Genomic DNA, 24485 nt, shown 5'->3' on the forward strand with positions numbered 1-24485 from the left:
GGAGGAACATATGACAGTCAATATCGGTTTAATTGGTTTGGGCATGATTGGGCGCGACCATTTACAGCGTTTCCAGTCGATTATTCAGAACGCCAGAGTCAGCGCTGTTTGCGATATTAATCACAACGTGACCGACTCCATAGCTCGTGAATATGGCGCGCAGGCTTATTACGATGCGGTGGAGATGATTCAATCAGACGACGTAGATGCCGTTTTTATTTGCTCAATCGGCCCGGTTCACAAAGAGCAAATATTGGCAGCGATTAAAGCGGGCAAGCCGGTATTTTGCGAAAAACCGCTGACCCCAACCGCTGATGAAGCGAGGGCGATTATTGATGCTGAAGTGGCGTGCGGCAAACGCATGTTACAGCTGGGATTTATGCGCCGCTTCGACCCCGGGTACAACCAGCTCAAAGCCACTTTGGACGGTGGCGAACTAGGCGAAATTTTGTTGATTCATTGCGCCCACCGCAACGCCTCGGTCCCGGAAAGCTACACCCTGGAAATGGCGATTAACGATTCCGCGACCCACGAAATCGACATTATTCGCTATCTGCTCGACGAAAATATCGTGTCGGTGCGCGTCGACAAACCGCGTAAGAAGACCCGCAGAGCCTGTGCGCACCTGCAGGATCCGCTGATCGTGATTTTTGAAACCGAATCCGGCGTGCGCATCGATGATGAACTGTTTGTGAACTGTGATTACGGCTACGACATCCGTTGTGAAGTGATCGGTGAAAACGCCATCAGCGCGCTGACCGAGCAGGCGCTCACCACCACTCGTTCAACGAAAGGCTACAGCCGGGCGATCCCGCAGACCTGCATGGAACGTTTCGCCACCGCCTACGATCGTGAAGTGCAGAACTTTGTTGACCGCGTGAATGAAGGCAGTGAAATGACCGGGCCATCTTCGTGGGATGGGTATGTCGTGGCGATGGTGTGCGATGCCGGGCTGGCTTCGCTGAAGGATGGCGAGAAGCACGCCGTCTCTCTGCCGGAATGCCCGGCGCTGTATCGCTAACCCTTTAACGCACGGGAGAGGCGCATGTTAACCCTCAAACAAGAAGATATTTTTATTGGCTGCCGGGCGAATTCAAAGAAGAAGGCGCTGCGCATTGCTGCGGATTCCCTGCAGGCTAGCGGTTACGTCAGCGACGGTTTTTTTGAATCAATGGTAGATCGCGAAAAGGCGCTCTCTACCTGGCTCGGGGCGGGCGTGGCGATGCCTCATTGCAGCAAAGAGGGCATTGATTTGGTGCGGCAAACTGGCTTCCAGCTGTTTCAGTTTCCGGATGGCGTGGGCTGGGGGGAAGGCAGAGTGGCTTTCCTGGTGGTCGCCGTGGCGGCAAAAAATAATGAACACATTGATGTTATCGCGGATCTGGCAGACCTGCTTGATGACGAAGTGAAAACGACGCTGCTCGCCAGCGCCGACAGCAAAGACGCGTTTATGCAGATCCTCGAAGGTCACTCATTTAAGAAGGATAGAATATGAAACTGGCACTCTGTACTGATGTTCTCGCCGACCTGGCTTTCCCTGAAATGCTCGACCGCGTGAAGCAGTATGGCATTAACGGCGTGGAGATGACCGCAGGCGGCTGGTCGCCTTGTCCGCATGTGAAAACCGAAGAGCTGCTGGCTTCCCCAGCGAAGCTCGCGGCGTTTTGCGGAGAACTGGAAAAACGCGGCATGGAAATCGTTGCCCTGAACTGTTCGGGTAATCCGCTGGCACCCGGCGCGCTGGGCGAAAAGCATACCGCCAGCAGCTACCGCACCGTTGAGCTGGCGGCGAAGCTCGGCGTGAAAAAAATCGTCATGATGAGCGGTCTGCCCGGCGGCGGCCCGGACGACAAAATCCCTAACTGGATAACCTCAACGGTTTCCTGGCCCGACTATATGCCAGGGGTGATTGATTACCAGTGGAACGAGGTGGCGATACCGTGGTGGCAGGCTTTTGCCCGCCATGCGGCTGAGCACGGGATCGAACAGATTGCCCTCGAAGAGTTCCCCAGCCAGCTGGTGTACAACCCGAGCACGTTGCTGCGCCTGCGCGATGCGGTGGGTGACATCATCGGCATGAACCTCGACCCGTCGCACCTGATTGCCATGGGGGCTGAGCCCATTGCCGCTGCCCGGAAGCTGGAAGGAGTGATTTATCACGTTCACGGTAAAGATGCGCGTATTGAGCGCGGACTGGCGGACGTTGACGGTCTGCTGGAGTATCAGCCGGTGACTGAAACCAAAACCCGGACCTGGAACTACGTGGCGGTTGGCTGCGGACAGGATTTGAAGTGGTGGAAAGAGTTCTTCTCAGTGCTGCGCATGACCGGTTACAACGGTTATGTATCGCTGGAGATGGAGGACCTGACGATGAGCGTTGAAGCGGGGCTACGGACGTCGATTGATGCCCTTAACGCAACCTTAAGTCAGTGATAACGGGCCGCGTTCTTCCACCGGGGGGCGGGAGAACGCGGTGCGTTTTTTGTTGAGCGGATTCTATCTTGCTGTATTTTACGTTCTATTGGATGTTAATCATCAGGAACGTTAAAACCGAGAATGAGCGCCTCTAAACGACAAAAAGCGACCGCCAGCGATGTTGCGTTACTGGCGGGCGTCTCAAAGTGGACCGTTTCCCGGGCGTTTACCCCCGGGGCATCTATCCAGGCGAAAACGCGAGAAGATGTCATGAAGGCCGCCAATACCCTGGGGTATCGGCCTAATTTGCTGGCGCGCAGCCTGACGCAAAAGCAAACCCACATCATCGGCGTGGCGGTAGACGAGCTGCGCAATCCCAATATGGTGCTGTTGCTCAATGAAGTGACTCGCCAGCTACAAAATCGCGGCTATATGGCATTGGTAATTAACGTTGCCGATCAGGAAAGCAACCGCACGGCGATGGCGTTGGCTTACCAGCTCCAGGTCGACGGCATTCTGTTTATGGCAACGGTACTGACGCCGGAGCTTATTGCGATCGCCACTGAAATTCACCGGGTACCGCTGGTGCAGATTGGTCGTAATACCGAGAATCCGGAAATCCAGGTGGTGAATATCGACGGCTGGCTTGCTGGCAAGCAGATCGCTGAACTGCTGCTAGGGCAGGGGCATCGTACATTTGGTTATATGAAAGGGCCTGACACCCCGTCGCATCATTTACTGCGAATGGAAGGGTATCAGGCGGCGCTGGAGAAGGGCGGTTGTCGACTTGATACGTTGCTGGTGGCCGGGCAGTATCTGCGCACCCGGGGATATGCTGCGATGAGCGACTATCTTGACGCTACGCCTGAAGCCGAGCGAGTCGATGCTCTGTTCTGCGAAAACGATATTCTGGCCATTGGCGCGCTGCAGGCGCTGCGCGAGCGGGATTTAACCATGAGTATTGTCGGTTTCGATAATATCGACGAAGCGGCAGCGCCGGAGTGGCAGCTGACCACTTACGATCAACGGCGCGAGCGGCTGGTTGAAGAGGCACTGAATCGACTGATCGACGCAACTGAAGGCTTGCCGGCGGCGTGGCGCACCGGGGAACTGATCGTGCGCCAGTCTCATCGCCACCAGGGCTAAAGCTCGCCGGTCATATACTGTGCGACGCCGCGGCCAAAACTCCAGTCGCCTTTGTGGTTGCTTATCACCGAGATCATCAGGTCATCGCCGCTCAGCCCGCAGTGCTCCTGCAATTGAGTTTGCAGAGTGGCATAGAAAAGCTGCTTCTGCTGTTCGCTGCGCGGGCTGGTATAAACTCTCACCACGACCACCTCTTTGCTGCGCGTTAGTTCCAGTCCGGTATCTTCAATCACCATATGGTGAGCTTTGTTTTCGTGAACAATCTGGTAACGGTCGCGCTCGGGTACTTTGAATGCCTGCACCACGGCGCGGTGAGCCGCATCCAGCAGGGTTTTGATCTCGCTTTCACTACGGCCTTCAATAATATCAAACGTCAGTAACGGCATGGCAGGTGGTCCTTATTGTTGGATTAACGAGCGATGAATGTGATGCTAACCCATGCTGATGCGGGCAAAAACCGCTATATTTGAACTCATTGTTTTCCTACGTGAACAATCGACATGAACGAAATCCGCCCGGAAATATACTGGACTCACCTGTACTGGCTAACGGTACTGGAGGAGCAAAAAAGCTACACCCGCGCGGCTGAAAAGCTGGCGGTGAGTAAGTCCGCCATTAGCCAGAAGATCAGCGAACTGGAGCGGGTGACCGGCAAGGCGCTGGTGCACCGAACCACTCGCAGCGTCACGTTAAGCGAAGATGGGTTGCGGCTGGTGGCGGAGCTTAACGAGCCTTTTGGGCAGATCCGCGAGATCTTCACCGGCACCTGCGATGATGAAGGCGGGCCACTGCGCGGAACGCTGCGGCTAACCGCACCGGTGGCCTTTTCGCGCCAGCAGCTGGTCCCGGCTATCACGCCCTTTTTGCACGAGCATCCACAGCTTCATCTTCAACTGGAAGTCACCGACCGGCTGGTGTCGCTGGCTAGCGAAGGATTCGATCTTGCCATTCGCCACTGCCGTCGCGAACTGCTGCCACAGACCCATGTGGCCTGGCCACTCTGTCAGACGGCAACCCTGGTTGTTGCCTCGGCGGATTATATTCGCCGCTTTGGTCGCCCCGACTCGCCAGACGCGCTGCGTCACCATCACTGCCTGACCTATCCGCGTGGGCCGCAAAGCCCGCACTGGACCTTCGAATGCGGCAATGAACGAGTCAGCGTGAAAGTGCAGGGGCCGTTTTCGACCAACAACAGTGAATCCCTGCGCGATGCGGTGCTGGCTGGGCTGGGAATTGCATTACTGCCGGATTTTAGCGCCAGAGAGGCGATTGGCCGTGGGTTGGTACAGGAACTGTTGCCGGGCTGGCAGCCGGTGGATGTGTTTGCGGAAAATCTTTACGTCATTCGCCCCTACACGCCGCGGGTATCGCGGGCGGTAGAGACCTTTAGCCGCTATCTGAAGACCACTTTTAGCTGATGTTTTGCAGTACTTGCACCAGCGCCTCGCGAAAGCGGGGGAGCAAATCAGCCTCTTCAGGGATAAGCTCCGCCAGGGCCACGGTTTTATCGGTGCGGTAGGTTCGACCGCTGCCCAGATGCGCTTCAAAGGCATTCGCCGCCTGATGCGCTGCATGGAGATCGGCGTCCAGCAATATCACCGCGTGGGCGAGGACCACATGGCCTTTGCCCCCAGCCATTGGTCGCCAATACTGAGCCGTACCGGCGATTTTACGCACCAGCTCGCCTTCACCGCAGGCCAGATTGTAGCGACCATCGCAAAACGAACCGCTCACCGCCTGGAAATGGCTGGCGACGTTAAAAGTTGCCAGCGTGCGCTGAAGCAGGCCGCAGAGGAACAGATAAATCGGCTCTGCCGCGTCGCCCAGCGGTTGGTAAACCGGCCAGGCGAGGCTGAGATTGATAATCCCCGGCCCCTGCGGCACCAGCCCGCCGCCGGATCGGCGCAGCCAGACCGGCCAACCCTGGCGGGCAAACTGCTCACTTACCGCCGCCAGTTCCGTGAACTTTCGGTAGCTTCCGGGGACCACAAACCCCTGCGGAGCCTGCCATAGCTGAGCGACGGCTTCACCGTTAATAGCCCGATCAAACAGCGGCTGCTCCGCCAGCGTCGGGTCGGGGCAATATTGAATCGGCAGCAGCTGGTGATTAAAACGCGTCGGCCAGCATGCCTCGCCGCGAGAGTCCTGAGTCATTTTGTCTCCTTAAAGACTATTCAGCGTGGCGACTGGGCTTCATCAACATCGCCGTCAGGGCGGAGAGCAGGCAGCCTGCGGTCAAATAGATAGCGACGCTGTGCCATGAACCCCCTGAGAAGGTGACCAGCGCGGCGGCGATAAACGGCGTAAAGCCGCCGCCAACTACGCTGGCAACCTGATATCCCACCCCGGCCCCGCTATAGCGGTAGCTGGCGCCAAACATCTCGGTAAACATCGGCTGCTGGACGCAAACCACCATATCGTGGGCGATGTTCGCCAGCATCAGCGCGAAGAACAGGATCCAGAAATAGGACTGGCTTTCGAGCGCCATAAAAAATGGGAAACCGCTAAGCGTACCGATCAACGCGCCAGTGATGTACACCCGACGTCGCCCGAAGCGATCCGCCAGCCATGCGAAGCAGGGAATGGTCAGGCAGCTGATGGCGCCGACTAACAGGCCAATATTGAGGAACAGTTCGCGAGGCAGGCCGAGATTCTGCGTGGAGTAGTTCAGTGCGAAGGCGGTGACGATATACATCGTCAGCAGTTCGCACAGGCGCAGACCGATGATCATTAAAAAAGCGCCCGGATGGCGGAGCAGAGCTTCTACCACCGGCAGACGCTTTTTCTTCGGTTGGCTCTGCTGATCACGCTGCTGCTGTTCGAATTCAGCCGATTCTGCCATGCCGTTACGGATCCACAGCGCCGCCAGCACCAGCACCACGCTAAACAAGAACGGCAGACGCCAGCCCCAACTGAGGAACTGTTCATCGCTAGTGCATGAGCTAATCAGCGACACCAGGCCGGTTGAGAGTAGCAGCCCTACGCCGTAGCCTACCTGTACGCCGCTGCTGTAAAACGCTTTTTTATTTTTTGGCGCACTTTCTACCGCCAGCAACGCCGCGCCGCCCCATTCACCGCCTACCGCAAAACCCTGCACGGCACGCAGTAGAACCAGCAGAGCTGGTGCCCACCAGCCAATCTGATTGAACGAAGGCAGCAGGCCGATGCAGGCGGTCGCTATCCCCATCATCCAGACGGTCATCATCAGCATACGCTTGCGCCCAAGGCGATCGCCGAAGTGGCCGAAGATAATTCCGCCGAGCGGGCGGAAGAGGAAGCCTACGCCGAAAGTGGCGAAGGCGGCCAGGGTGCCCATCGCCGGGCTGACCTGCGGAAAGAACTCCCGGTTAAAAACCAGCGCGGCGGTAATGCCATAGAGGAGAAAATCGTACCAGTCGACCACGGCCCCGGCGAAGCTGCCCCAGGCCGCCCTGCGGGCGCGATTGAGTGAGTTTGCCTCCTTGCCGGGGCGATTAGAAATGAGCGTTGAGTCCATACTTGTCCTGTCTGTTGCTGAATTTATAATTTTTGGAATGAGACGCTTTCCTGATTAGCGTTCTATTGAGACTACCGCGCTGATGGAAAAGAGAAAAGATTTTTACTTGGGCTTTGTCCTGAAAGGCATATAGCGCCTGGACAGAGGAAAGGACAACGGTCTTCCTGGCCGCTCAGAATGTGAGCTTCAGAGTTGGCTTATTGTCTTTAATTTATTTTTTTAGTCTCGATGGGGACATCTTTTAAGAATTCACGCAAATGGTTTACAATTAACATGTCTCCAATTTCGGAATGGTGAGTTAAATGCGTTTATTTTTTGCAGCTTTATTTTGTGTCATGGTTTTGCCTTCCGCTTTTGCAGAAAAACTGCCGATGCCTGTGGGGAAACCCGTTTTAACTATTTCCGGACTGATTGGGAATACGAATGAAGGCGATACGGCCGTTTTTGATGTCGCAGCATTAGAAAAACTGGGCATGGAAACGACAGTGACCACGACGCCATGGTATTCCGGGAAAGTCCGCTTTGACGGGGTTTCCCTTAGTAAACTCATGGATTTAGTCGGTGCTAAAGGAAAGTCCGCCAGGGTGCTGGCGCTTAATGATTATACCACCATCGTTCCGCTTGATGATTTTCAAAAATTCCCTGTTATTTTGGCTTTAAAAATGAATGGCGAATATATGCGCATTCGCGATAAAGGGCCTTTATTTATTGTTTACCCCTATGACAGCAGCCCGGAATTGCAGAATCAAATCTATTATTCCCGTTCAGCATGGCAGGTTTCGAAGATTATAATTGAGTAAGGGTTTGATCTTGAATCGAATACTCACTGCCATTATTTTGTCGCTTTTCATTGTTACCGGATACATTACCTATCTGGTACATGAGCGACAAAGTGAGCTGCAAAAATTAACGCGTTACACCGATTCGTGGTCAGTCTCGCAAATAGTCTCCGAGTACATGCGCCTTGAAGCGCGGCTGAGTGCGATGGGGATGGGCGTTGAGGGAAGCGATCGCGATGAGGTGCGCCTGCGCCTGGAAATTATGATGAGCCAGATTGCGCTGCTACAGCAGGGCGATCTGGGAAAGTTTATTGGTAAAGATGCGCAGCGTAAGGCGACGGTTGCCCGCCTGGTACGTATCCTGAATCAGTTGGATAAGCAACTGAATACCATGACGACCGCGCAGTTAAAACCGCTACTGCGCGAAATGAGCACGCTGGACGGACCTATGACCTCAATAGCGTCAACCTCGCTTGCTCAGGACATCAATATTGTTAACCTGACCCACGATAAAATACAGAACCTGTATTATATCTATTCAGCCATTTCTATCCTGTTGATTACCCTATGTATCACGCTGGGTCTGCTGATGCTGCGGCAAAATAATACGCTGCGTCGTGCACATGTGCGGATGAAATTACTGGCCAACGATCTGCAGACATCAAAAGAAAAACTGCAAGTGCAGAACCGTCGGCTGCAGTACGACGCCTATCATGATTCGCTGACCGGTATGCCCAACCGACTCTCTTTCTGGCAACGGTTGCAGGAGATAGTTAACCAGGTCCGGCCCTATAACGGCTCGGCGGTGGTGATGCTGTTCGATCTCGACAATTTTAAAGATGTGAATGATACCCAGGGCCACGATGCCGGGGATAAGCTACTGCAGGATTTAGCCAGCCGTCTCTCCTTTTTTCGCAAAACGTCAGAGACGCTGTATCGGTTGGGGGGCGATGAGTTTGCGCTTGTTTCGCACGATTTAAGCGAGGAGATGGCGCTGGAGCGGGCGAATGTCATTCGCGAAAAAATCAGTCAGCCGTATCAGATTTATGATTCGCTGATCCATATCGGCGCTTGCATCGGGATTGTTATTTCTGATGGCGAGAGCCGTACCGATTATTTATACAAGTGTGCCGATCTGGCGCTGTACGAAGCGAAAAAAGAGGGTTCCGGCAAAGTACAGATATTCCGTCCCGATATGCTTGAGCGTTTGCAGGAGAATAAATCCTTTGAAGACGATCTGCTGCAGGCTCTGGATAAAGGTGAGTTCAGGGTTTACTACCAGCCTATTGCCGATACGATTAACGGTGAAATCTACGGTTATGAAGCGCTGGTCCGTTGGTTTCATCCGCTGCGCGGTAGCGTACCGCCGAGCGAATTTATCCCGGTGGCCGAGAAAATCGGCCTGATTAACCCGTTGGGTGAGTGGGTACTCAGAACCGCCTGCCGGGAGGCCGCCAGCTGGTCATCGCCGCTCAAGGTGTCGGTTAACGTTTCGCCCATTCAGCTTATTAACAGTTCGCTGACCGATACCGTCATTTCGATACTGAAAAGTACTGGGCTCGATCCGCACCGCCTCGATCTGGAGATTACCGAGTCGGATGTATTTAACGAAAACACCCGTTCCTTAGAGATCCTCAGCCAGCTGCGCGAACTGGGCGTTCAAATTTCTATTGATGATTTTGGTACCGGGTATTCATCGCTATCGCGCTTGAGTTATTTCCCCTTTGATAAGATAAAAATCGATCGTTCATTTGTGATTAATATCCCGGGTCAGAAAGATGATCTCGATATCGTCCGCTTGATTATCAGCATGGGTAAAAGCTTGCATATGCGTATCGTTGCCGAAGGTGTTGAAACAGAAGAGCAGCTGAAGTCGTTGCAGAAATTAGGATGCGATCTGGTGCAAGGATATTTAATTGGTAAGCCCGGGCCGCTGAACTCATCTGGGAATAAATAACTTATCTTACTTTTTGCGGGCGATTTCGATTTTATAGAATCTCCCGTATCTATTTTAGTGAGTATCTAACTCCTGGTGGGTATAAATAGGGGTAGGTGCAACGTTTGCCAAAAAATAATCCCCCCAGTGACTCAAAGGGGTATATGATATGCAACATATTTTCCCGTTCCCTATCGCACTGATAGTGCGTAAAGAGAGGCAGAATCATGCAGCGAATCATTATCCCGACCCACTATGTCCAGACCCGCAGTACGCCGCTGTGGACCAAAGAGACCGCTCCGGCGTCAATCTGGAAACGACATCTTGATGCCGGGACCCGGCAGGGCGTCTATCCGCGTCTGTCGGTTATGAGAGGGGCGATACGCTATCTGGGATTTGCTGACGAGACCAGCCCCGATCCGGTTGAAACGTTAACTATTGCCGAAGGTGAATTTGGCGTTTTTCCTCCAGAGAAATGGCACTGCATTGAAGCATTAACTGAAGATACCGTTTTTAATGTCGATTTTTATGTCGATCCTAAAATTCTGATTGAGGGCTAAGGAAGATAATGAACAGTGAAAATCTGGGTTACTCGTTAGCGGTGATTAACGGCAACAATAAAGATAAAAAAGAGAAAGTCTATCTTAAGCCGATGGCCCTTTATGTCCCTGATATCGCCGTACAGGCCGTATCTGAGCTTATTTCTACGCTGTCCGCGGATAATGCCGGAGGAAAAGGGTTTATATTGACGGTCACCAACAATAATAATGGTGTATCGGTAGACAATGAATTCGCTACCCTGGCTGAGTTGCAGGACCCGACCATCGCTGCTGATGCGGTTAAAGACCTGATCAACATCGTGCGCGGCTACGAGTCTGATGAAGAGACCAACGTCTGCGGCTGGTAGTGGGTTTGTTAAAGCAGAACCGTCAGCTGCCGTCGATGGTCAGCTGACGATAAACTGCCTGTGGCGTACGACGGCGAATCCAACTGATGTCAGGCAAATCCAAATTTTTTTCTGACAGCACCACTGCTATTGGAAAGATAACTAGTCCGCCAGTATAAACTGGATTTCGATTTGATTATCTTTGGCTGAAGGTCCATTCCAGAAGTGATAAACCTCCCGACTTTCATTGGTCAGCATAATTTTTCCCGCAACAATATCTTTCAGCAGCGGCGCATATCCTTGGGTGAACAGCGAACGTAAAGGGCCAGTGTAACAAGAGGAGACACAAGAGACTTTATTCAGTTTTTTAACCGACACTGTGCCGGCAGCCTGAGCTCGCTCATCAACGATTAAGCAAAAATCTATTTTATATTTTGTTTTGCCATTTTTAGGCAAGTTGTAAGAGATGAAAATCCATTTATTGTCTACTTTAATATTCTGTTTTTTTAATTCTGACTCTATTGTTTTTTGTGCATCGATAGAATATTTGGCGATTTCGGGAATACACAACATATTGCTGACGTAAGCAACATACAGTTCATCTTGAACCTTAATTTGCATTTTTAGCTCCTGAAAAAGATATGAGTGCTTTCTCATGGTTCTGGCTTCAGAAGTACTTTATCAAAAGCGAAGGGTAGTTCAATTAAATTTTTAAAATATATTTTAATTAACTGAAGTTGTGTTTTTATTGGAAATGCTAAAAATGAATAGCATGCTTTACCTGAACGTTAGGTGCATCGTCGAACCGACCTTCCATCCCATGCGAAAGCTGCAAAATCAGCTCAGCCACGTTATCTTTTTCCACCGGCGGCGAGAGGTAATATCCCTGAAAGCGGTCGATTCCCAGCGCTTGCAATCGGTTGAATTTTTCCTGGCTGTCTACGCCTTCGGCAATGCAGCGGCTACCGGTAAGCTGGCAATAATAGACCAGACTCTTTATCAGCGTCAGCGCGTGCAGGTCGCACTGCATATCGTTCACAATACTCATATCCAGCTTATATGCGTCGAATATGACCGTGCGCACCGGAAACATCACGCTGCTTTGTGAAAAGCAGTCATCCAGCACGATGCGAAAACCGCGTTTACGCAGTCGGTCGATATTTTCAGCTATTTTTCCATGATGATGAGGATCTATGGTTTCGGCAAATTCCAGCACCAGTCGGTCAGACATTCGGGGATGACGTAGCTGCTGGCGCGCCGTTTCCATCATTCGGATCAGGTTTTCATTGTTGGCGATAGCGGCGGGAATATTCACCGAGAAATAACACTCGCCAGGATGCTGATTAATATTCTGTACCGCCTCCTGGAGCACAAATGCGGTCAGTACCAGCCACGCGTACTCAGAATGTACCTGCGGTAAAAAATCGCCAGCCAGCAGTACGTCGCCATTCCGACGCCAGCGGGAAAGGATCTCTATTCCCCGAACCTGCAGATGCTCATCGGTGATGGGCTGGAAAACCGGGAAAATTTGCCGACTGTAAATAGCATGCACAAATTCGCGCTCAAAAGTGGACAGCGCGTTGAGGGCTTTATTTGTCGTTCCTTTGAGCTGACCGCCGGGAAAACAAGCGGCCAGCTGAGGGTGGTGTTCCACCATCTTTTTCAGTCCTGCAGTTCTTTGGTTGTAGAGGGTTTTATGGCTGATGCCGCGGCGTTTCGCCTGGACGATAGCGCTGTATCCGCTGAATAGACCGAGAATGGCGTTGAGCTCCGGCCTGGTTAGCCCGCCGGGGCGTTTTCCGCGAACTTGTGCCTCTTCGTCTGATAATTGCTCAAGCAAAGGATAGCTCTCCAGAATGTGATCCTGAAGCAGTACTGACAGGCAGGAGACGGGGAGATCGGAGGCGGCGGCGCGCACTTCAGAAAGCAGACGCCGGTCTGCAACCTGATGCAACAGCGTGTGCCACAGCCAGTTCGCCGGGCTGCGGCTGAGAAGCAGCATCGGCAGCGGCACGTTGGAGTGCTCCAGCAGGTCTGCGGCTTGCCGGAGTGTGCTAAGGAGCTTAGCTGGCGAGTCGGGCAAAAATACCACGATACGGTGAACGTGGGTGTTGACGGGTATCACCGTGGTGTCCGAGGACAGCACTACGGGCGGCATCCCGCCTTCAATCATCATGGCGACTAGCCCCGTGGCGGCCAGCGAGCAGGGAGACAAGATATAATCCACCCCCGACTCGCTGTCTGGTATGGGCGAATTATTCGTAAACAAAAGTCACCCCGATAATTGACTGCACGTTGCCTGCCGTCACTTGTCCGCTGGTGCGCGCGTAGTTAGCCGTTAAGCCCAGGTTCACCGCCGAAGTACTCACGTTGCCTAAGGACACCGTACTATTGGTGGGAACCGCGCTACCGTTACGCGTTAGCTGAACGCCAATCCCCAGCGCCGGAGAGGCCGATGCGGTATTCGTGAATATTGAGTTGCCAGCATCTTCTGTGGTCCCGGAGAGGTAATAGCCCAGATTCTGGCTTTGCGCGCAGTAAACTGTCAGCGGTACTACCGCTGAAGCTGGATATTCCGGCAGCGTCACCGTCACATCGCGAGCAGAAACGTCGCAGCCGCCGGTTGGAACCACCACATCGTTGTTAGCGTAAATGTTCCACACGAACTGGAAGTCGTCATTGTCCTTGTTATTGGTCTGGCGCAAGATCAGCACGGCGATTAATGACCCGGCGGAAATCGCCACCCCGCCTGCGGTGCTGATGGGCGTCAGATAGAGCAGGGTAGGCCAGGGTTTATCGACTATTGAGTTGTATTCCACCCGCGCTGTTTCGCTGGTGGTCGGAAACTGGTAGCTGGTGCCGTTGTACCTGACAGTGCCCGAAAAACTCGACAACACACCGCCGTAGGCCGATCCACGCTGCAGCGTTACGTAGTCGACCATCGTATCCGGGAAATCGTTATGACAAAAAATCTGCGTTGACAGGTCAACGACCAGGTTCTGCCCGACGCTGACCGCCGGGGCGAGGTTCACGTAAACGTTCGCCGTGCCGCCGCCGATGGGGATGGTGGTTCCGCCAGCAGTTCTACAGGCGAAGGACCAGGCGTTGAGCGACCAACCCGCCAACAGCAGCGTCATCAACAGGGTTATCATCTTTCTCATTAACATATTCTCCTGAATCAGGCGTAGGTGTAGGTGACGCTAATCACTGCCTGAATGGTTCCCTGGGTAGCTCCGCCGTTGACTGACAGTGCGCGGACCTGTAGTGGGAAGCTGGCGGATTGGGTCGCATCATCCACCTGAACCCCTTTTGTCGCGCCGGTGTTCAGGGTGACGCCGCCGTCATCTTGCAGCTCAAGCTGGATATTTCCTGCGGTGCCCTGGTTTTTGTAGTATCCAGTGGCATCCGCCGTGCCGCTGAAGCTGGCGGTGACTCGTGAGGTGCCAACAGGGCAGTTACTCAGGTTGAGTGCCACGCTGTGCCAGGGCGAAGAGGAGCCAGCCGAGACCAGGCTAAAGGTGTAAAGATCGCCAAGATCGACGGTGGCGTTGACGGTGGACACCGTACAGGGTTTGGCCACCACTTTGCCGTTAACGGTAATGGTCACGTCGGCGGCCTGTAGCGTTGGGGAGGTCGCTGCCAGCATCGCGGCCAGAAGCCACCCTGTGTGGGTAAATTTCATCAGCGCCTCCGGTTACTGAAATTCGAGAGTGAATGTTGCGGTTGCATTTACGTGTCCGGCGGTCACCGGTACCTGAGTGGCCATCAGCCGGGCATAAAAGTTCAGCGTATTGGTCTGACCGGGGCTCAGCGTGGTCCATGGGATCGTGGCTGACGCGGCGTTAAGCGGTAGCATCGTCTGCTGTGCGTCAAGGATTTGCACGCCCATGCCCGCTGCGGCTGTCGCCCCGTCGTCGAGTTTTAGCAAGTCGGTATTGATGCTATCGGCAATACCAACAAAACCGATTTTCACCGCTGTGACCGAGCTGCCGCAGGGCGACAGTACGATGCGAAAGGGCACCAAAGGCGTGGTGGCCCCGACCGCATGGAACTGTTTTGCGGCGTTATCCAGCAGGTCGACGGTAAAATCTTTGGATTCGCCCGCGACGGCGCAGGCGTTATCGCGAACGTAACCGCTGATGGTGATGGTGCTGTCCGCCGCGCTGGCGTTGGCAACCACCAGCGACAGGGCGGTGCACAGCAGATAAAGGGTTTTTCTCATCATCATGGTTTCCTTAGCGGCACTCGGCTGATAGCTGGCTCAGCATCTGGTTCTGGCTTTCCGGCGACAGGCTATAGTCGGCTTCGCAGCTGGCGTTCGGGCCTTCACCCCATTTCGCCTGTACTTTGCCGACCAGCGGCATCCCGCTCAGATAAACCTGGCCGTTGTCGGCGACGATGCTGCTGCCCTGGTTGCTGTCCGAGGTGACCAGCGCGCCGAAGGGGACCGGTTTGCCGTTATAGATAAGCGACATCAGTAGCTTGAGCCCGACGTGAGCTTTAAATTCAGCGCGGACAATCGCCCCGTGGGTCGGGACCACGCTGGCCACCGCATCGTCCAGATCGACGTTATCGGCGAGGCTGTTGGTATTCAGCGCTACCCGGTTTTCCCGGTATTCGGTGGCGTAAGGCAGTACGGCGTAACCGCGCCAGTCGGTCTGAACTCCGGTCTGGTTTTCCACTTTCACATTGTCGGCGCCAGGGGCCTTAATCAGCACCACGGTGTCGTTCATAGGCTGGCTCAGGGTGACGCCATCGGCGTGGGCCAGTACGCCGCCGCTCAGACCGTAATAAAGCTGCTTGATGCCGTCGCTGCGGCTATAGCCGATGTTGGCATTGCCATAGCCGCCGCGGTAGTTCAGCGCGGTGTAACCGGTCGCACCGCTGTTGCCTTCGCCGCCGCCCGCGTAGCCGGTCTGCACGCTGTAGCTCAGGTTGTTATCTTCCAGCAGCGTGCCGTACAGGCCTGCGAGGCTGGTGGTTCGACCATTCAGATCGTTAGACATGCTGTAGCTGGCGCTGGCGTGTCGCCAGGCGGATTTGCTGTCCGAGCGCATCCAGTGGCTGAACGGAATATTGACGTTAACCGCCAGCATCTGATCGCGCCCCTGCTGCCATGCGTTTTTGGTCAGGCTGTAGCTCAGCGTCCAGTTAATATCGTCGACGGCGGCGTTCAGTCCGGCCTGTAGTTGCTGATCGGCCTTGCCGGTGCCCCAGTAGGTTTGATGGCTACCGCTCAGATAGAGGGTGGCGGTACGACCCAATTGTTGGGTGACGCTGAGCTGTACCTTGCCGCGCTTGTTGTAAGCGAGGTTGTAGTAGTCGGTGAACTTCGGTTTCACTTCAACCACGCCATCCTGCGTTTCGACGTTGTAGCCGCTCATCCTGTTGTAGGTGGTATCGGCGAAGCTGAAATAGCCGCGCGTGGAGTAGCGATACCCCACCAGCTGGATATTGGTGCCGGTATCCGTGAGCGATTTGTTATACAGAAAGCGGATTGATTGCCCCTGATGATCGCTGTCATCGGGCAGGGTGGCGTTGGCCTGAGTGATATCCAGCGACAGGGCGCCCAGTTCCCCCATGTTTTTCCCCACGCCGAGGTTAAAGGCGCGATAGCGGTCCGCCAGTTGGGTGCCGCCGTACAGCGTCCAGCCAGCCGGAAGCCCGTGCAGTAGAGTGCCCTGGAAGAATTTCGGTTTTTCCTGCTGGGTGCTGCCGCTGCGGTATTCACCGGTAGTGACGGCATAGCGGGTATGGCCTTCGCGCTGGAGCACCGGGACCGACGAGTAGGGGACGCTGATGACCTGGCTGCTGCCGTCGGCCTCTTTGATGGTCACCTGCAGATCGCCGCCGTTGCCTGCGGCATAGAGATCGTTAATAGTGAACGGACCAGGCGGTACCGTACTTTGGTAGATCTCATAGCCGTTCTGCTTCACCGAGACCTGGGCCGTGCCGCGGGCAATCCCGTGGATTACCGGGGCAAAGCCCTTCTGGCTATCCGGCAGCATGTTATCGTCGGACGCCAACTGCACGCCGCGGAAGTTAATGCCATCGAAGACATCACCGTTGGTATAGCTGTCGCCAAGCGTCAGGCGCGAGCGCAGCAGCGTGATGTCTCGCTCCAGCCAGGTGTTAACGTGCTGCCATTTGTTTTCACTGATCGACGAACTACCGCTGCTGCTGTAGCTCCAGGTGGTGTTATCACGCAGGCGCCAGGCGCCCAGATTCAGGCCGCTTTGCAGGTTCAGGTAGGCGTAGTTGCTGCTGCCGCCCACGTCGTTGTGGACGTTGTTGCCGGTGAAATTGTAGTTCAGCAACCCGGCGTTAATCCCATGGTCCCAGAGTTCAGGCGGAATATAGCCGCGGGCGCGGTTGCCCATAAATGCCTGGGGAACGGTTATCCAGAGCCGCTGCTGCCCGGCATCAAAGCGGGTAGTGGCGTCTTTTATCATCTCGGTCAACGGCACGCAGGCGTCCGCTGCCAGTACGTCGATTCCGGCAATGGTCAACGTATTGACGCCCATGCTGGCAAGCTGCCCACGCGTCAGACAGGGGGCCAGTTCGTGGCTTTTTTCGTCGACATTAAAGGTGACATCGCGGGTGGTCATATACCCGTCATTCAGATAGATATCTGCGCGATAGGTACCTGGCGGCAACTCCTGGCCTTTTTCAAAACCTGAAAGATCCGCTACGGCCGCGGGATCGTCCGCCAGAAAACGCGGGTTAAAATAGAGTTCCGCCTGTGCATAAAAGGCTGGTGAGGCGAGTAAAAAGGCAAGAGGGATCTGCGCGAATATGCGCGCCGATCCTGGAGCAATGCGCCGGGTATCCAAACGGTCGAGTCCATATTTCAGATGTGACATAGTCCCTCCGGTCCAAAGTCGCCCGGCAATCGGTATATTTTTAGTTCAGGGGGGAGAGCGCGGCTCCCCGTTCAGTTACTGCATAGCGCCTTTCATACGCGGAGTCAGTGCGCCGTAGTCGTTGATCGTCCGATAGGTAATTTCGCTACCTGCATCGGAGGGTAACTGGACGGTGGTTTCGCCCATCGGCGGGACCAGCGCATTTTTCAGAATGCGGGTTCCGGCATTGAGCTCGGTAACCGTCTGAAAATAAGGCGTCGGATTAATCAGCGTGAGCGAGCCCGCGCTGCGACGAAACTTCAGCTTTTCCGGAGCCTGATCCGGCGGCAGCGCCAGCTTTGCCGGGCGATAATAGAGCTTGATGCGGCTGATAATCGCCAGCTGCAGGGTGTTGTCGCTGAGTTTCGATTTGTCCATCGACGGGATCGCTTTGACGTTCATCCAGAACAGGGTTTCCCGGTCCTGTGGCAGCTGGTTATTGGTGGCATCAAGGATGCGCAGGGTGTTCTCTTTTTTCCCCTGCATGGCAAACAGCGGCGGAGTGATAACAAAACGTCCGTCTTTCACACCATCGGCATTTTCTACCCAGGACTGGATCAGATAGGTGTTCTCGTCGTTATTGGTCACTGCCAACTGAACTTGCTTCTGCCCGGACGGATAAATGACGCGAGTTGCACCCAGCGCGACCCCAGCTTGCGCCTGCGCGGCGAAACCGGTGGCGGCGATCAGTAAAAGTCCTGCCAGTAAACCGCGCATCCCGCGCATAGTACCCAGTGTATTTTTCATGCTTACCTCTTTCTTACTCACTGTTATTTCCTGTTACCGGTACTGATTACTGGTAGGTCAGGGAGAACCAGGCCTGAGCATTTGCTGCTCCTCCGGTGACCTGATTCCCGGTGGAACGATATTTGGCGACAAAATGCAGGGTAGTTGGACCCGTGTGCAGTTGTGTCCATGATGCTGGTGGCGCATTGAGTGGGATCAGATTGCCTGTTTTATCAAACAGGGCCACGCCAATGCCGGTGGCGATCCCCGGTCCTTCGCCCACCGAGAGCACGTCCGGGTTTTTACCGTCCGCGACGCCGTGAAATGCCACGCCAACGCGCTGGCTCACGGCGGTACTGCACTCCTGCAGGTGAATATCGAAGGGGACGGGATTGGTATCCTCGCCCGCAGAATGAAACCGATTGCTGCTGATTTGCCCCATCTTGACCGTCATCTGCCGATCGCCCGCTTCAACGCGGCATGACTCGGCAATGACAAGCCCCTGGAAACGCATGCCTCCACCGGGCAGCATGATGTCCCATTGGTTACCGGCCAGCGCCAGCGGTGGGAGCAAAAATATCAACAGACCTGACTTCATCCTTTGCATCGTTATCACCCCAGTCTTAATTCGGATAACGGGCCATCCTGGCCCGATGTGCTTCCCTGCCTGATGAAGAAATTACTCGTACTGCACTTTAAAGGTGGCGTCAGCGTTAGCAGTACCCGCTGTGGCTGCACCTGTCGCGAAGTAGCGAGCCTGGAACGGGATGACGTTGGTGCCATCGTTCAGAGTGGTTTGCGCGCCGAAGGTTGCGCCATCCAGCGCCAGTGGAACACCGGTACGGTCAAGGATCTGCACGCCGACGTTAGTCGCGCCGCCCGCAGCGGAGTTCTGCAGTGCCAGTACGGTTGGGTTGGTGCTGTCAATTGCCGTGCCGGTGAAAGCGATAGCCGCTTTTTCGGAAACGGTGGTGTCACAATCATTCAGCTGGATGTTAAAGCCGACTGCAGAGCTGGTGCTGCCCGCGGTAGCGAGACGTGCTGAACGAACCTGGCCTAACTGAACGGTCTGGTCGATAGAACCGGCATCAACTGCACAGGCTGCGTTAACCACTTCACCTTTGAAATGCACCGTACCGCCGTTCACCGTGGCATCCGCTGCCAGGGCCGCTGCAGAGCTCAGGGACAATGCTGAAATAACGATGAGTGCTAATTTGTTCATGGTAAATCTCCTGTTGATTAAATAATCCTGAAGCGGTGCTTCACTTAAAAAAACATTTGTTGTTAAAAAATAATTTTTGAAACGTAATCCTATTTCTGCAACCCAGTTTATTCATCAGGTTGCGGCGATGCGTATAAATAGTCTTAAGTTTCACGCCAAATTCTTCTGCTATTTCCTGGTTGCTTTCCCCTCTGCTTAACATACTTAATATCTGCTTTTCGCGCAGACTCAGATGGAATTTAGTATGATAGTTTCCCGACATCTCTTTCTTTAAGAAGAAATTCAGGATGCTCTTGGTGTTACTCTTTTTGTCTAGTACTGTTATTTTTTCAAACAGCTCCGACTTATAAAAGGCTAAGTCGCTGGATGCAAAGGCAACAATGTTCTTATTCGTAAAATAAACCCACTCCGAGCCAGAAAGATCGTTGGAGTCCAGGTCTATAATCAAAAAGAAATTGTCAATAAACTCTACCCCAAGCAGTTCAATAAGGCCCCGGGTAAAATATTTATCCTTAGATAAAATATTAGTTGATAGATTCATATCTGAACGCAATCTCATCCTTGGGTTGACCTTTAACTCATCGTTATTAAAATCATTCAGCGAATTAGGAGTAATCTACCATCGCATATCGTTATGAGACATGCAGCTGATAAGCTAAAGGACTTAATAGCTATTAAACACACAGATTGCAGGGTCATATGTTGCCAAACTGGCTGTCTGGTGGTTTAAAATCTCAAATTTCAATGTCCATAACGACTTTTATATAAATAAAATGATAGGATTTAGTTATCATTTTACGTAAAACAATAGGCATACTCTTTATATTGGAATTTTCTTAGGGAATATTCTTCCCTGATTTCCAGTGTTTCTTATCATTAGTACGCTAAAAGCATATTTTTGTTCTTTTATACTCATATAAAATATCTGCATATTCCGCTCCGGGTATCTAATCCTGAAGAGGAAAATACCACCATAGATGCTATGTTTTTTCCATGCAATTAATTACATGGCGTTATTATTTTATGCTTATGTATTTGTCTCTTAATCTCTACCGCAGCATCAGGTTTCTTTATCTCTGCTTACCGCGGCGTGGCCATGTTGTCTCCAGTGGAAGGTAAGCTCCGATGAGTCAGGCAGCCCCTTGTTTCGATGGAGACAATAATACCATTGAATTTTTCATTGGTTATATGTATTTTGTTTTTTCGATTTTTAGATGTTATAATCTAATTTATAAGAAAATTATAATGGAATTCAGCATAAGATGCTGTTTGTGCCAAATCTATGCGGATTGTGTGCGTCTGAGGATTATTTGAAAGGCTAGTATATGATCTACAAAATTCAAGGTACGATTCATTTCAGGAGTGATGACGGGCTGGTATGGCTCGATGATGACTCTAACGTCGCGCTAACAGCCACAACAAGTCGCCTGCTTAAATTCCTTTTAGACCATAGAGAGCGTGTGGTTTATCGGGATGAGATCCTTGAAAAAGTCTGGGATGCGCATGGGCTACGGACTTCCAGCCATAGTCTCAATAAGTATATTTCGGACCTGAGAGCCGTATTCAGGAATATGGGGTGTACTGAAGAGGTTATCGTTACCGTGCCCAAAATTGGGTTCAGGGTATCTGAAAGCATTGCGATAGAGATAATTGACCGCCCAGAAAACGATGCCCGCAGTCTAAATGGCGTTGGAAGTCATATTGAAAGAGACGTTGAAGAGAGTCGTGAAAGCAAAGCCGGCAATCAACAAAATAGATCATCAAGCTCTGTTATCAAGAATGTCTCTTATGCATGTCTTGCGCTGCTCACTTTAACGCTGCTGTTTGTGGGCTTCAAAAATGATTTCTTTCATCTGCATTTTTGGGCTGAGAAGGATGATATCTATTATTTAGGTGATATCGATACTTGCCCGGTTCGGAGTTTTAGCTCAGTTCCGGTGGAACATAGAAAACAGCTTATTGATCTGGCCCGGCAGCTTATCGCAAAAGAGGGGATGCGCTGCTCAGATAACAGTGTTTTTTACTTTAGCGTTTCAGAGTCAGTATTAAAAGGGAATGAGGGAAGGGGATTTTTAGCTCACTGCATATATTCAAATGCAAAAAAGGACAACTTTTACTCATGTGAGAACTATTACAGGGCAGATTATGCAATTACTAAGTAAAGTCCCAAGAGTGAATGTTTACATTGCCTCTTTCATCTTATGTGTCATTTTGGCTTTTGGCCTGTTGATGTACTCATACCATCATAAGAGTGGTTTTGATTGCTCGGCCAATATGCGAATTGAATCAGGTTCATCCGGCTTTGATGCAAGCTTTAAGACTTTCTTGCTTATGCGGGGAAATCATTCTGGATACTTTGATGTGTCTGGCAAGGTGATGATCAACGATGTGAGATACACCGTTGAAAGGTCATATCATTTTGATTATGAAGTGAAAGAAAATAACATTTACCACCTGGTCAAAACTTCCCTCTCAAAGAGAGACGCGGACAACGTGATTGAAGGGGTGATGCAGAAGGTCTTCTTTAGCCCCGATCCAGATTCCGGACGGTATATCAAAATCCAAAAAATGAAAAATACCTACGTGGTGCAAAACCTGTATTCGCCATCGTTTATATGTGTATCTAATTGATATATTTGACTTATATTTCCTCTGCTGGTACTGAAGAACGTGCTATGGAGACTGGAAGGTTGTCAGAAGTTCTAAAATTAAATCACGTAAATGACCATCATTATCGAGATCAAAGCGTGATACGACCCTGATTGGTTCTTGTGATATCGCGAATACTCCGGCGCAGCCCACATCCGGAAGCTGCGCCGCATTTTGTTTATCTGATTCGTCATAATCCCTTGAAACGCAAAAACAGTTTTCTATTATCAGGCTTCGTTACGCTAAGGAAATCACCCGCAATGGAATTGACTAAAAACTATGCATTACCAGCCTCAAATGTTATATTTAAATATAATATTTGGAGGTGTTCTATGTACATTACTCGCCTGAAAAAGGTTGGCGGATCCGTTATGCTGGCGGTTCCACCTGCCGTGCTGAAAACGCTGGCGCTGTCGGCGGACAGCGAAGTGGGCATGACCATTGATAATGGCCGCCTGGTTATTGAACCTCAGAAACGGCCTCGATATTCTCTGGAAGAACTGCTGGCACAGTGCGATCCGCATGCCGAAATGGGCGAAGAGGATCGGGAATGGCTTGATGCGCCTGCGGTGGGTAAGGAGATCCTGTAAATGGACAGAGGGGAAATCTGGCTTGTCTCACTGGATCCGATTGCCGGACATGAACAAAGCGGGAGGCGTCCAGTGCTGATCGTATCGAAGGCATCGTTTAATCAATTCACCCGGCTACCTGTAGTTGTACCCGTCACCAGCGGCGGAAATTTTGCCCGTACAGCGGGTTTTGCCGTATCGCTTGACGGGGCAGGAACGAAAACAACGGGCATCATTCGCTGTGACCAGCCCAGAACCATTGATATGGAAGCCCGGAACGGCAAGCGTCTGGAGCGAATACCTGAAGCTATCATGAATGAAGTGCTGGCCAGGCTGGAAGCCATTCTGAGCTGATGTTTTTGAAGTGACAGATAGATGCAGAAAAGCAAAAAGCCTGCTTAGTTTCCTAAGCAGGCTTCTTAAATATGGCTCCTCTGACTGGACTCGAACCAGTGACATACGGATTAACAGTCCGCCGTTCTACCGACTGAACTACAGAGGAATCGTGTGAACGGGGCGCATAGTAACGATGACCACCCACCTTGTCAAAGCCTGAATCGCCAAAGTCCGTTCGTTTGCTGACTATTTCAGCAATAAGCCCATTTTTGCCACTGTGCGCGGCAATCTGCACTGTCGTAGTGCATTTATACCCCTAATGGGGCATATCGCAATCCGCTTACCGGGCAACAAAATCGTGGCTTGCTATCAGTATCCCTTATTACGCGGCTCACAGCGGCGTTTGCGCCGGGTATAAAAAACTGGCAAGCAAATTGCAAAACCTTCTGTATCTAAACAGCCAGCGTTGGCACTGGTGTTCCTTACAGGAGGCAAAATGAACTTAAGACGACTGAAGTATTTTGTAAAAATCGTCGATATCGGCAGTCTGACCCAGGCCGCTGAAGTCTTGCACATCGCACAACCGGCGTTGAGTCAGCAGGTTGCGACCCTGGAAGGCGAACTGGATCAGCAACTGTTGATCCGTACCAAGCGCGGCGTCACACCGACCGAAGCGGGCAAGATCCTCTATACCCATGCCCGTACCATTCTACGCCAGTGTGAACAGGCTCAACTGGCGGTCAACAATGTCGGGCAGACCCTGAGCGGTCAGGTGTCAATTGGCCTCGCTCCGGGAACGGCGGCTTCGGCAATTACCATGCCTCTGTTGCAAACGGTGCGTAACGAACTTCCGGAAGTGATGGTCTATTTGCAGGAAAGCAGCGGCACTATCCTCAATGACAAGCTGATTGAAGGGCAACTGGATATGGCGGTGCTCTACGAACGTTCTCCGGTCGCCGGGATCATCAGCCAGCCGTTGTTGAAAGAAGATCTTTACCTGGTCGGCACCCGAGACTGCCCGGGTCAGAGTATCGATCTGACCGCCGTCGCAGAGATGAATCTGTTCCTGCCGCGCGATTACAGCGCCGTGCGTGCGCGGGTCACTGAAGCCTTCACTCTACGTCGTCTCTCAGCAAAAATTATTGGTGAAATTGAATCAATCACAACCTTGACGGCGGCGATTGCCAGCGGAATGGGTGTGACCGTATTGCCGGAGTCTGCTGCGCGTTCACTGTGTGGTGCGGCTAACGGCTGGATGGCGCGTATCAGTACGCCGTCAATGAGTCTCTCACTCTCATTGAATATGTCAGCGCGTGGTAGTTTGTCGCCGCAGGCACAGGCCGTGAAGGAGATTTTGATGTCGCTTGTGAGCCGTCCGTCGCTTGAAAACCGTGAATTGCTGTTAGTGAGTTAGTCTATATTC

27 protein-coding genes and 1 tRNA gene are annotated in these 24485 nt (G+C 52.6%); 14 read left to right on the forward strand and 14 right to left on the reverse strand.

What is annotated here, in order from left to right; translation table 11 throughout:
• Positions 1 to 10: 10 nt before the first annotated feature.
• The 4 genes from ACMYSL_RS10365 (at position 11) to ACMYSL_RS10380 (ending at position 3561) form a co-directional block, all read left to right on the forward strand.
• On the forward strand, positions 11 to 1021 hold the full coding sequence (locus ACMYSL_RS10365; RefSeq protein ID WP_434662636.1) for a Gfo/Idh/MocA family protein: 1011 nt from the start codon (positions 11 to 13) through the stop codon (positions 1019 to 1021).
• Between the two features lie 24 nt (positions 1022 to 1045).
• A complete protein-coding gene (locus tag ACMYSL_RS10370) occupies positions 1046 to 1495 on the forward strand; it encodes a PTS sugar transporter subunit IIA (protein WP_182207268.1) in 450 nt (149 codons plus the stop codon).
• Complete coding sequence (locus ACMYSL_RS10375; protein ID WP_181485696.1) at positions 1492 to 2433, forward strand: sugar phosphate isomerase/epimerase family protein; 942 nt, start codon at positions 1492 to 1494, stop codon at positions 2431 to 2433. The genes ACMYSL_RS10370 and ACMYSL_RS10375 overlap by 4 nt, the downstream gene beginning before the upstream one ends.
• A 123-nt stretch (positions 2434 to 2556) precedes the next feature.
• Positions 2557 to 3561, forward strand: a complete 1005-nt coding sequence (locus ACMYSL_RS10380) for a LacI family DNA-binding transcriptional regulator (protein WP_434662639.1) — start codon at positions 2557 to 2559, stop codon at positions 3559 to 3561.
• Here the strand turns inward: ACMYSL_RS10380 and ACMYSL_RS10385 are convergent.
• A complete protein-coding gene (locus ACMYSL_RS10385) occupies positions 3558 to 3947 on the reverse strand; it encodes a tautomerase family protein (RefSeq protein ID WP_434662641.1) in 390 nt (129 codons plus the stop codon). The two genes, ACMYSL_RS10380 and ACMYSL_RS10385, sit on opposite strands and share 4 nt — an antisense overlap.
• Before the next feature lie 114 nt (positions 3948 to 4061).
• On the opposite strand from ACMYSL_RS10385, the gene ACMYSL_RS10390 reads away from it, so the two are divergent.
• Positions 4062 to 4979, forward strand: coding sequence for a LysR family transcriptional regulator (locus tag ACMYSL_RS10390; protein ID WP_434662642.1), 918 nt, complete (start codon positions 4062 to 4064; stop codon positions 4977 to 4979).
• On the opposite strand, the gene ACMYSL_RS10395 is transcribed toward ACMYSL_RS10390, so the two are convergent.
• Positions 4972 to 5715, reverse strand: coding sequence for a lipoyl protein ligase domain-containing protein (locus tag ACMYSL_RS10395; protein ID WP_434662643.1), 744 nt, complete (start codon positions 5713 to 5715; stop codon positions 4972 to 4974). The two genes, ACMYSL_RS10390 and ACMYSL_RS10395, sit on opposite strands and share 8 nt — an antisense overlap.
• Positions 5716 to 5731: 16 nt before the next feature.
• Entirely contained in the window at positions 5732 to 7057 is a 1326-nt protein-coding gene (gene shiA, locus ACMYSL_RS10400) for a shikimate transporter (protein WP_434662645.1), read from the reverse strand.
• Between the two features lie 302 nt (positions 7058 to 7359).
• On the opposite strand from shiA, the gene ACMYSL_RS10405 reads away from it, so the two are divergent.
• The 4 genes from ACMYSL_RS10405 to ACMYSL_RS10420 all read left to right on the forward strand — a co-directional run bounded on the left by ACMYSL_RS10405 (position 7360) and on the right by ACMYSL_RS10420 (position 10679).
• Entirely contained in the window at positions 7360 to 7857 is a 498-nt protein-coding gene (locus ACMYSL_RS10405; protein ID WP_110275423.1) for a molybdopterin-dependent oxidoreductase, read from the forward strand.
• A 10-nt stretch (positions 7858 to 7867) separates the two neighbouring features.
• Positions 7868 to 9793, forward strand: coding sequence for a putative bifunctional diguanylate cyclase/phosphodiesterase (locus ACMYSL_RS10410; protein WP_434662647.1), 1926 nt, complete (start codon positions 7868 to 7870; stop codon positions 9791 to 9793).
• Positions 9794 to 9999: 206 nt separating this feature from the next.
• Positions 10000 to 10332 (forward strand): DUF1971 domain-containing protein, encoded by a 333-nt coding sequence (locus tag ACMYSL_RS10415; RefSeq protein ID WP_181485703.1) that lies wholly within the window; start codon positions 10000 to 10002, stop codon positions 10330 to 10332.
• 8 nt (positions 10333 to 10340) lie between these two features.
• Positions 10341 to 10679, forward strand: a complete 339-nt coding sequence (locus ACMYSL_RS10420) for a DUF1869 domain-containing protein (protein ID WP_110275567.1) — start codon at positions 10341 to 10343, stop codon at positions 10677 to 10679.
• Between the two features lie 141 nt (positions 10680 to 10820).
• Here ACMYSL_RS10420 and ACMYSL_RS10425 read toward each other — a convergent pair whose 3' ends face one another.
• From ACMYSL_RS10425 to ACMYSL_RS10470, 10 genes are all read right to left on the reverse strand, one after another.
• Positions 10821 to 11279, reverse strand: coding sequence for a hypothetical protein (locus tag ACMYSL_RS10425; RefSeq protein ID WP_434662650.1), 459 nt, complete (start codon positions 11277 to 11279; stop codon positions 10821 to 10823).
• Between the two features lie 136 nt (positions 11280 to 11415).
• A complete protein-coding gene (locus ACMYSL_RS10430; RefSeq protein ID WP_434662654.1) occupies positions 11416 to 12885 on the reverse strand; it encodes an EAL domain-containing protein in 1470 nt (489 codons plus the stop codon).
• Between the two features lie 28 nt (positions 12886 to 12913).
• Positions 12914 to 13819, reverse strand: a complete 906-nt coding sequence (locus ACMYSL_RS10435; protein WP_434662656.1) for a fimbrial protein — start codon at positions 13817 to 13819, stop codon at positions 12914 to 12916.
• A gap of 17 nt (positions 13820 to 13836) precedes the next feature.
• Entirely contained in the window at positions 13837 to 14340 is a 504-nt protein-coding gene (locus ACMYSL_RS10440; RefSeq protein ID WP_181485707.1) for a fimbrial protein, read from the reverse strand.
• Positions 14341 to 14352: 12 nt separating this feature from the next.
• Complete coding sequence (locus tag ACMYSL_RS10445; protein WP_434664012.1) at positions 14353 to 14880, reverse strand: fimbrial protein; 528 nt, start codon at positions 14878 to 14880, stop codon at positions 14353 to 14355.
• A 13-nt stretch (positions 14881 to 14893) separates the two neighbouring features.
• Entirely contained in the window at positions 14894 to 17521 is a 2628-nt protein-coding gene (locus tag ACMYSL_RS10450; protein WP_434662659.1) for a fimbrial biogenesis usher protein, read from the reverse strand.
• Between the two features lie 75 nt (positions 17522 to 17596).
• Complete coding sequence (locus ACMYSL_RS10455; protein WP_434664015.1) at positions 17597 to 18286, reverse strand: fimbria/pilus periplasmic chaperone; 690 nt, start codon at positions 18284 to 18286, stop codon at positions 17597 to 17599.
• Positions 18287 to 18353: 67 nt separating this feature from the next.
• Positions 18354 to 18893, reverse strand: coding sequence for a fimbrial protein (locus ACMYSL_RS10460; RefSeq protein ID WP_130624362.1), 540 nt, complete (start codon positions 18891 to 18893; stop codon positions 18354 to 18356).
• A 72-nt stretch (positions 18894 to 18965) separates the two neighbouring features.
• A complete protein-coding gene (fimA, locus tag ACMYSL_RS10465) occupies positions 18966 to 19508 on the reverse strand; it encodes a type 1 fimbrial major subunit FimA (protein ID WP_110275408.1) in 543 nt (180 codons plus the stop codon).
• 40 nt (positions 19509 to 19548) lie between these two features.
• Positions 19549 to 20049, reverse strand: coding sequence for a helix-turn-helix transcriptional regulator (locus ACMYSL_RS10470; protein WP_304260299.1), 501 nt, complete (start codon positions 20047 to 20049; stop codon positions 19549 to 19551).
• Between the two features lie 784 nt (positions 20050 to 20833).
• Between ACMYSL_RS10470 and ACMYSL_RS10475 the strand changes: the two genes are divergently transcribed.
• The 4 genes from ACMYSL_RS10475 (at position 20834) to ACMYSL_RS10490 (ending at position 23080) form a co-directional block, all read left to right on the forward strand.
• On the forward strand, positions 20834 to 21670 hold the full coding sequence (locus ACMYSL_RS10475) for a winged helix-turn-helix domain-containing protein (RefSeq protein WP_434662662.1): 837 nt from the start codon (positions 20834 to 20836) through the stop codon (positions 21668 to 21670).
• Positions 21654 to 22139, forward strand: a complete 486-nt coding sequence (locus tag ACMYSL_RS10480) for a hypothetical protein (RefSeq protein WP_434662666.1) — start codon at positions 21654 to 21656, stop codon at positions 22137 to 22139. Before ACMYSL_RS10475 ends, ACMYSL_RS10480 begins: the two co-directional genes overlap by 17 nt.
• 350 nt (positions 22140 to 22489) lie before the next feature.
• Positions 22490 to 22747 carry an AbrB/MazE/SpoVT family DNA-binding domain-containing protein gene (locus ACMYSL_RS10485; RefSeq protein WP_434662668.1) on the forward strand — a complete coding sequence of 86 codons (258 nt, stop codon included), beginning with the start codon at positions 22490 to 22492 and terminating at the stop codon, positions 22745 to 22747.
• The gene (locus ACMYSL_RS10490; RefSeq protein WP_434662671.1) at positions 22748 to 23080 is read left to right on the forward strand and encodes a type II toxin-antitoxin system PemK/MazF family toxin; all 333 of its coding nucleotides are present in this window, start codon (positions 22748 to 22750) and stop codon (positions 23078 to 23080) included.
• 72 nt (positions 23081 to 23152) lie between these two features.
• Here ACMYSL_RS10490 and ACMYSL_RS10495 read toward each other — a convergent pair.
• A tRNA-Asn gene (locus tag ACMYSL_RS10495) sits at positions 23153 to 23228 on the reverse strand.
• A 330-nt stretch (positions 23229 to 23558) separates the two neighbouring features.
• Between ACMYSL_RS10495 and nac the strand changes: the two genes are divergently transcribed.
• Positions 23559 to 24476, forward strand: coding sequence for a nitrogen assimilation transcriptional regulator NAC (gene nac / locus ACMYSL_RS10500; protein ID WP_110277387.1), 918 nt, complete (start codon positions 23559 to 23561; stop codon positions 24474 to 24476).
• Positions 24477 to 24485 lie beyond the last annotated feature (9 nt).

The organism is Klebsiella sp. MISC125 (assembly GCF_051131775.1).
In the GTDB taxonomy this organism is placed as follows: Bacteria; Pseudomonadota; Gammaproteobacteria; order Enterobacterales; family Enterobacteriaceae; genus Klebsiella.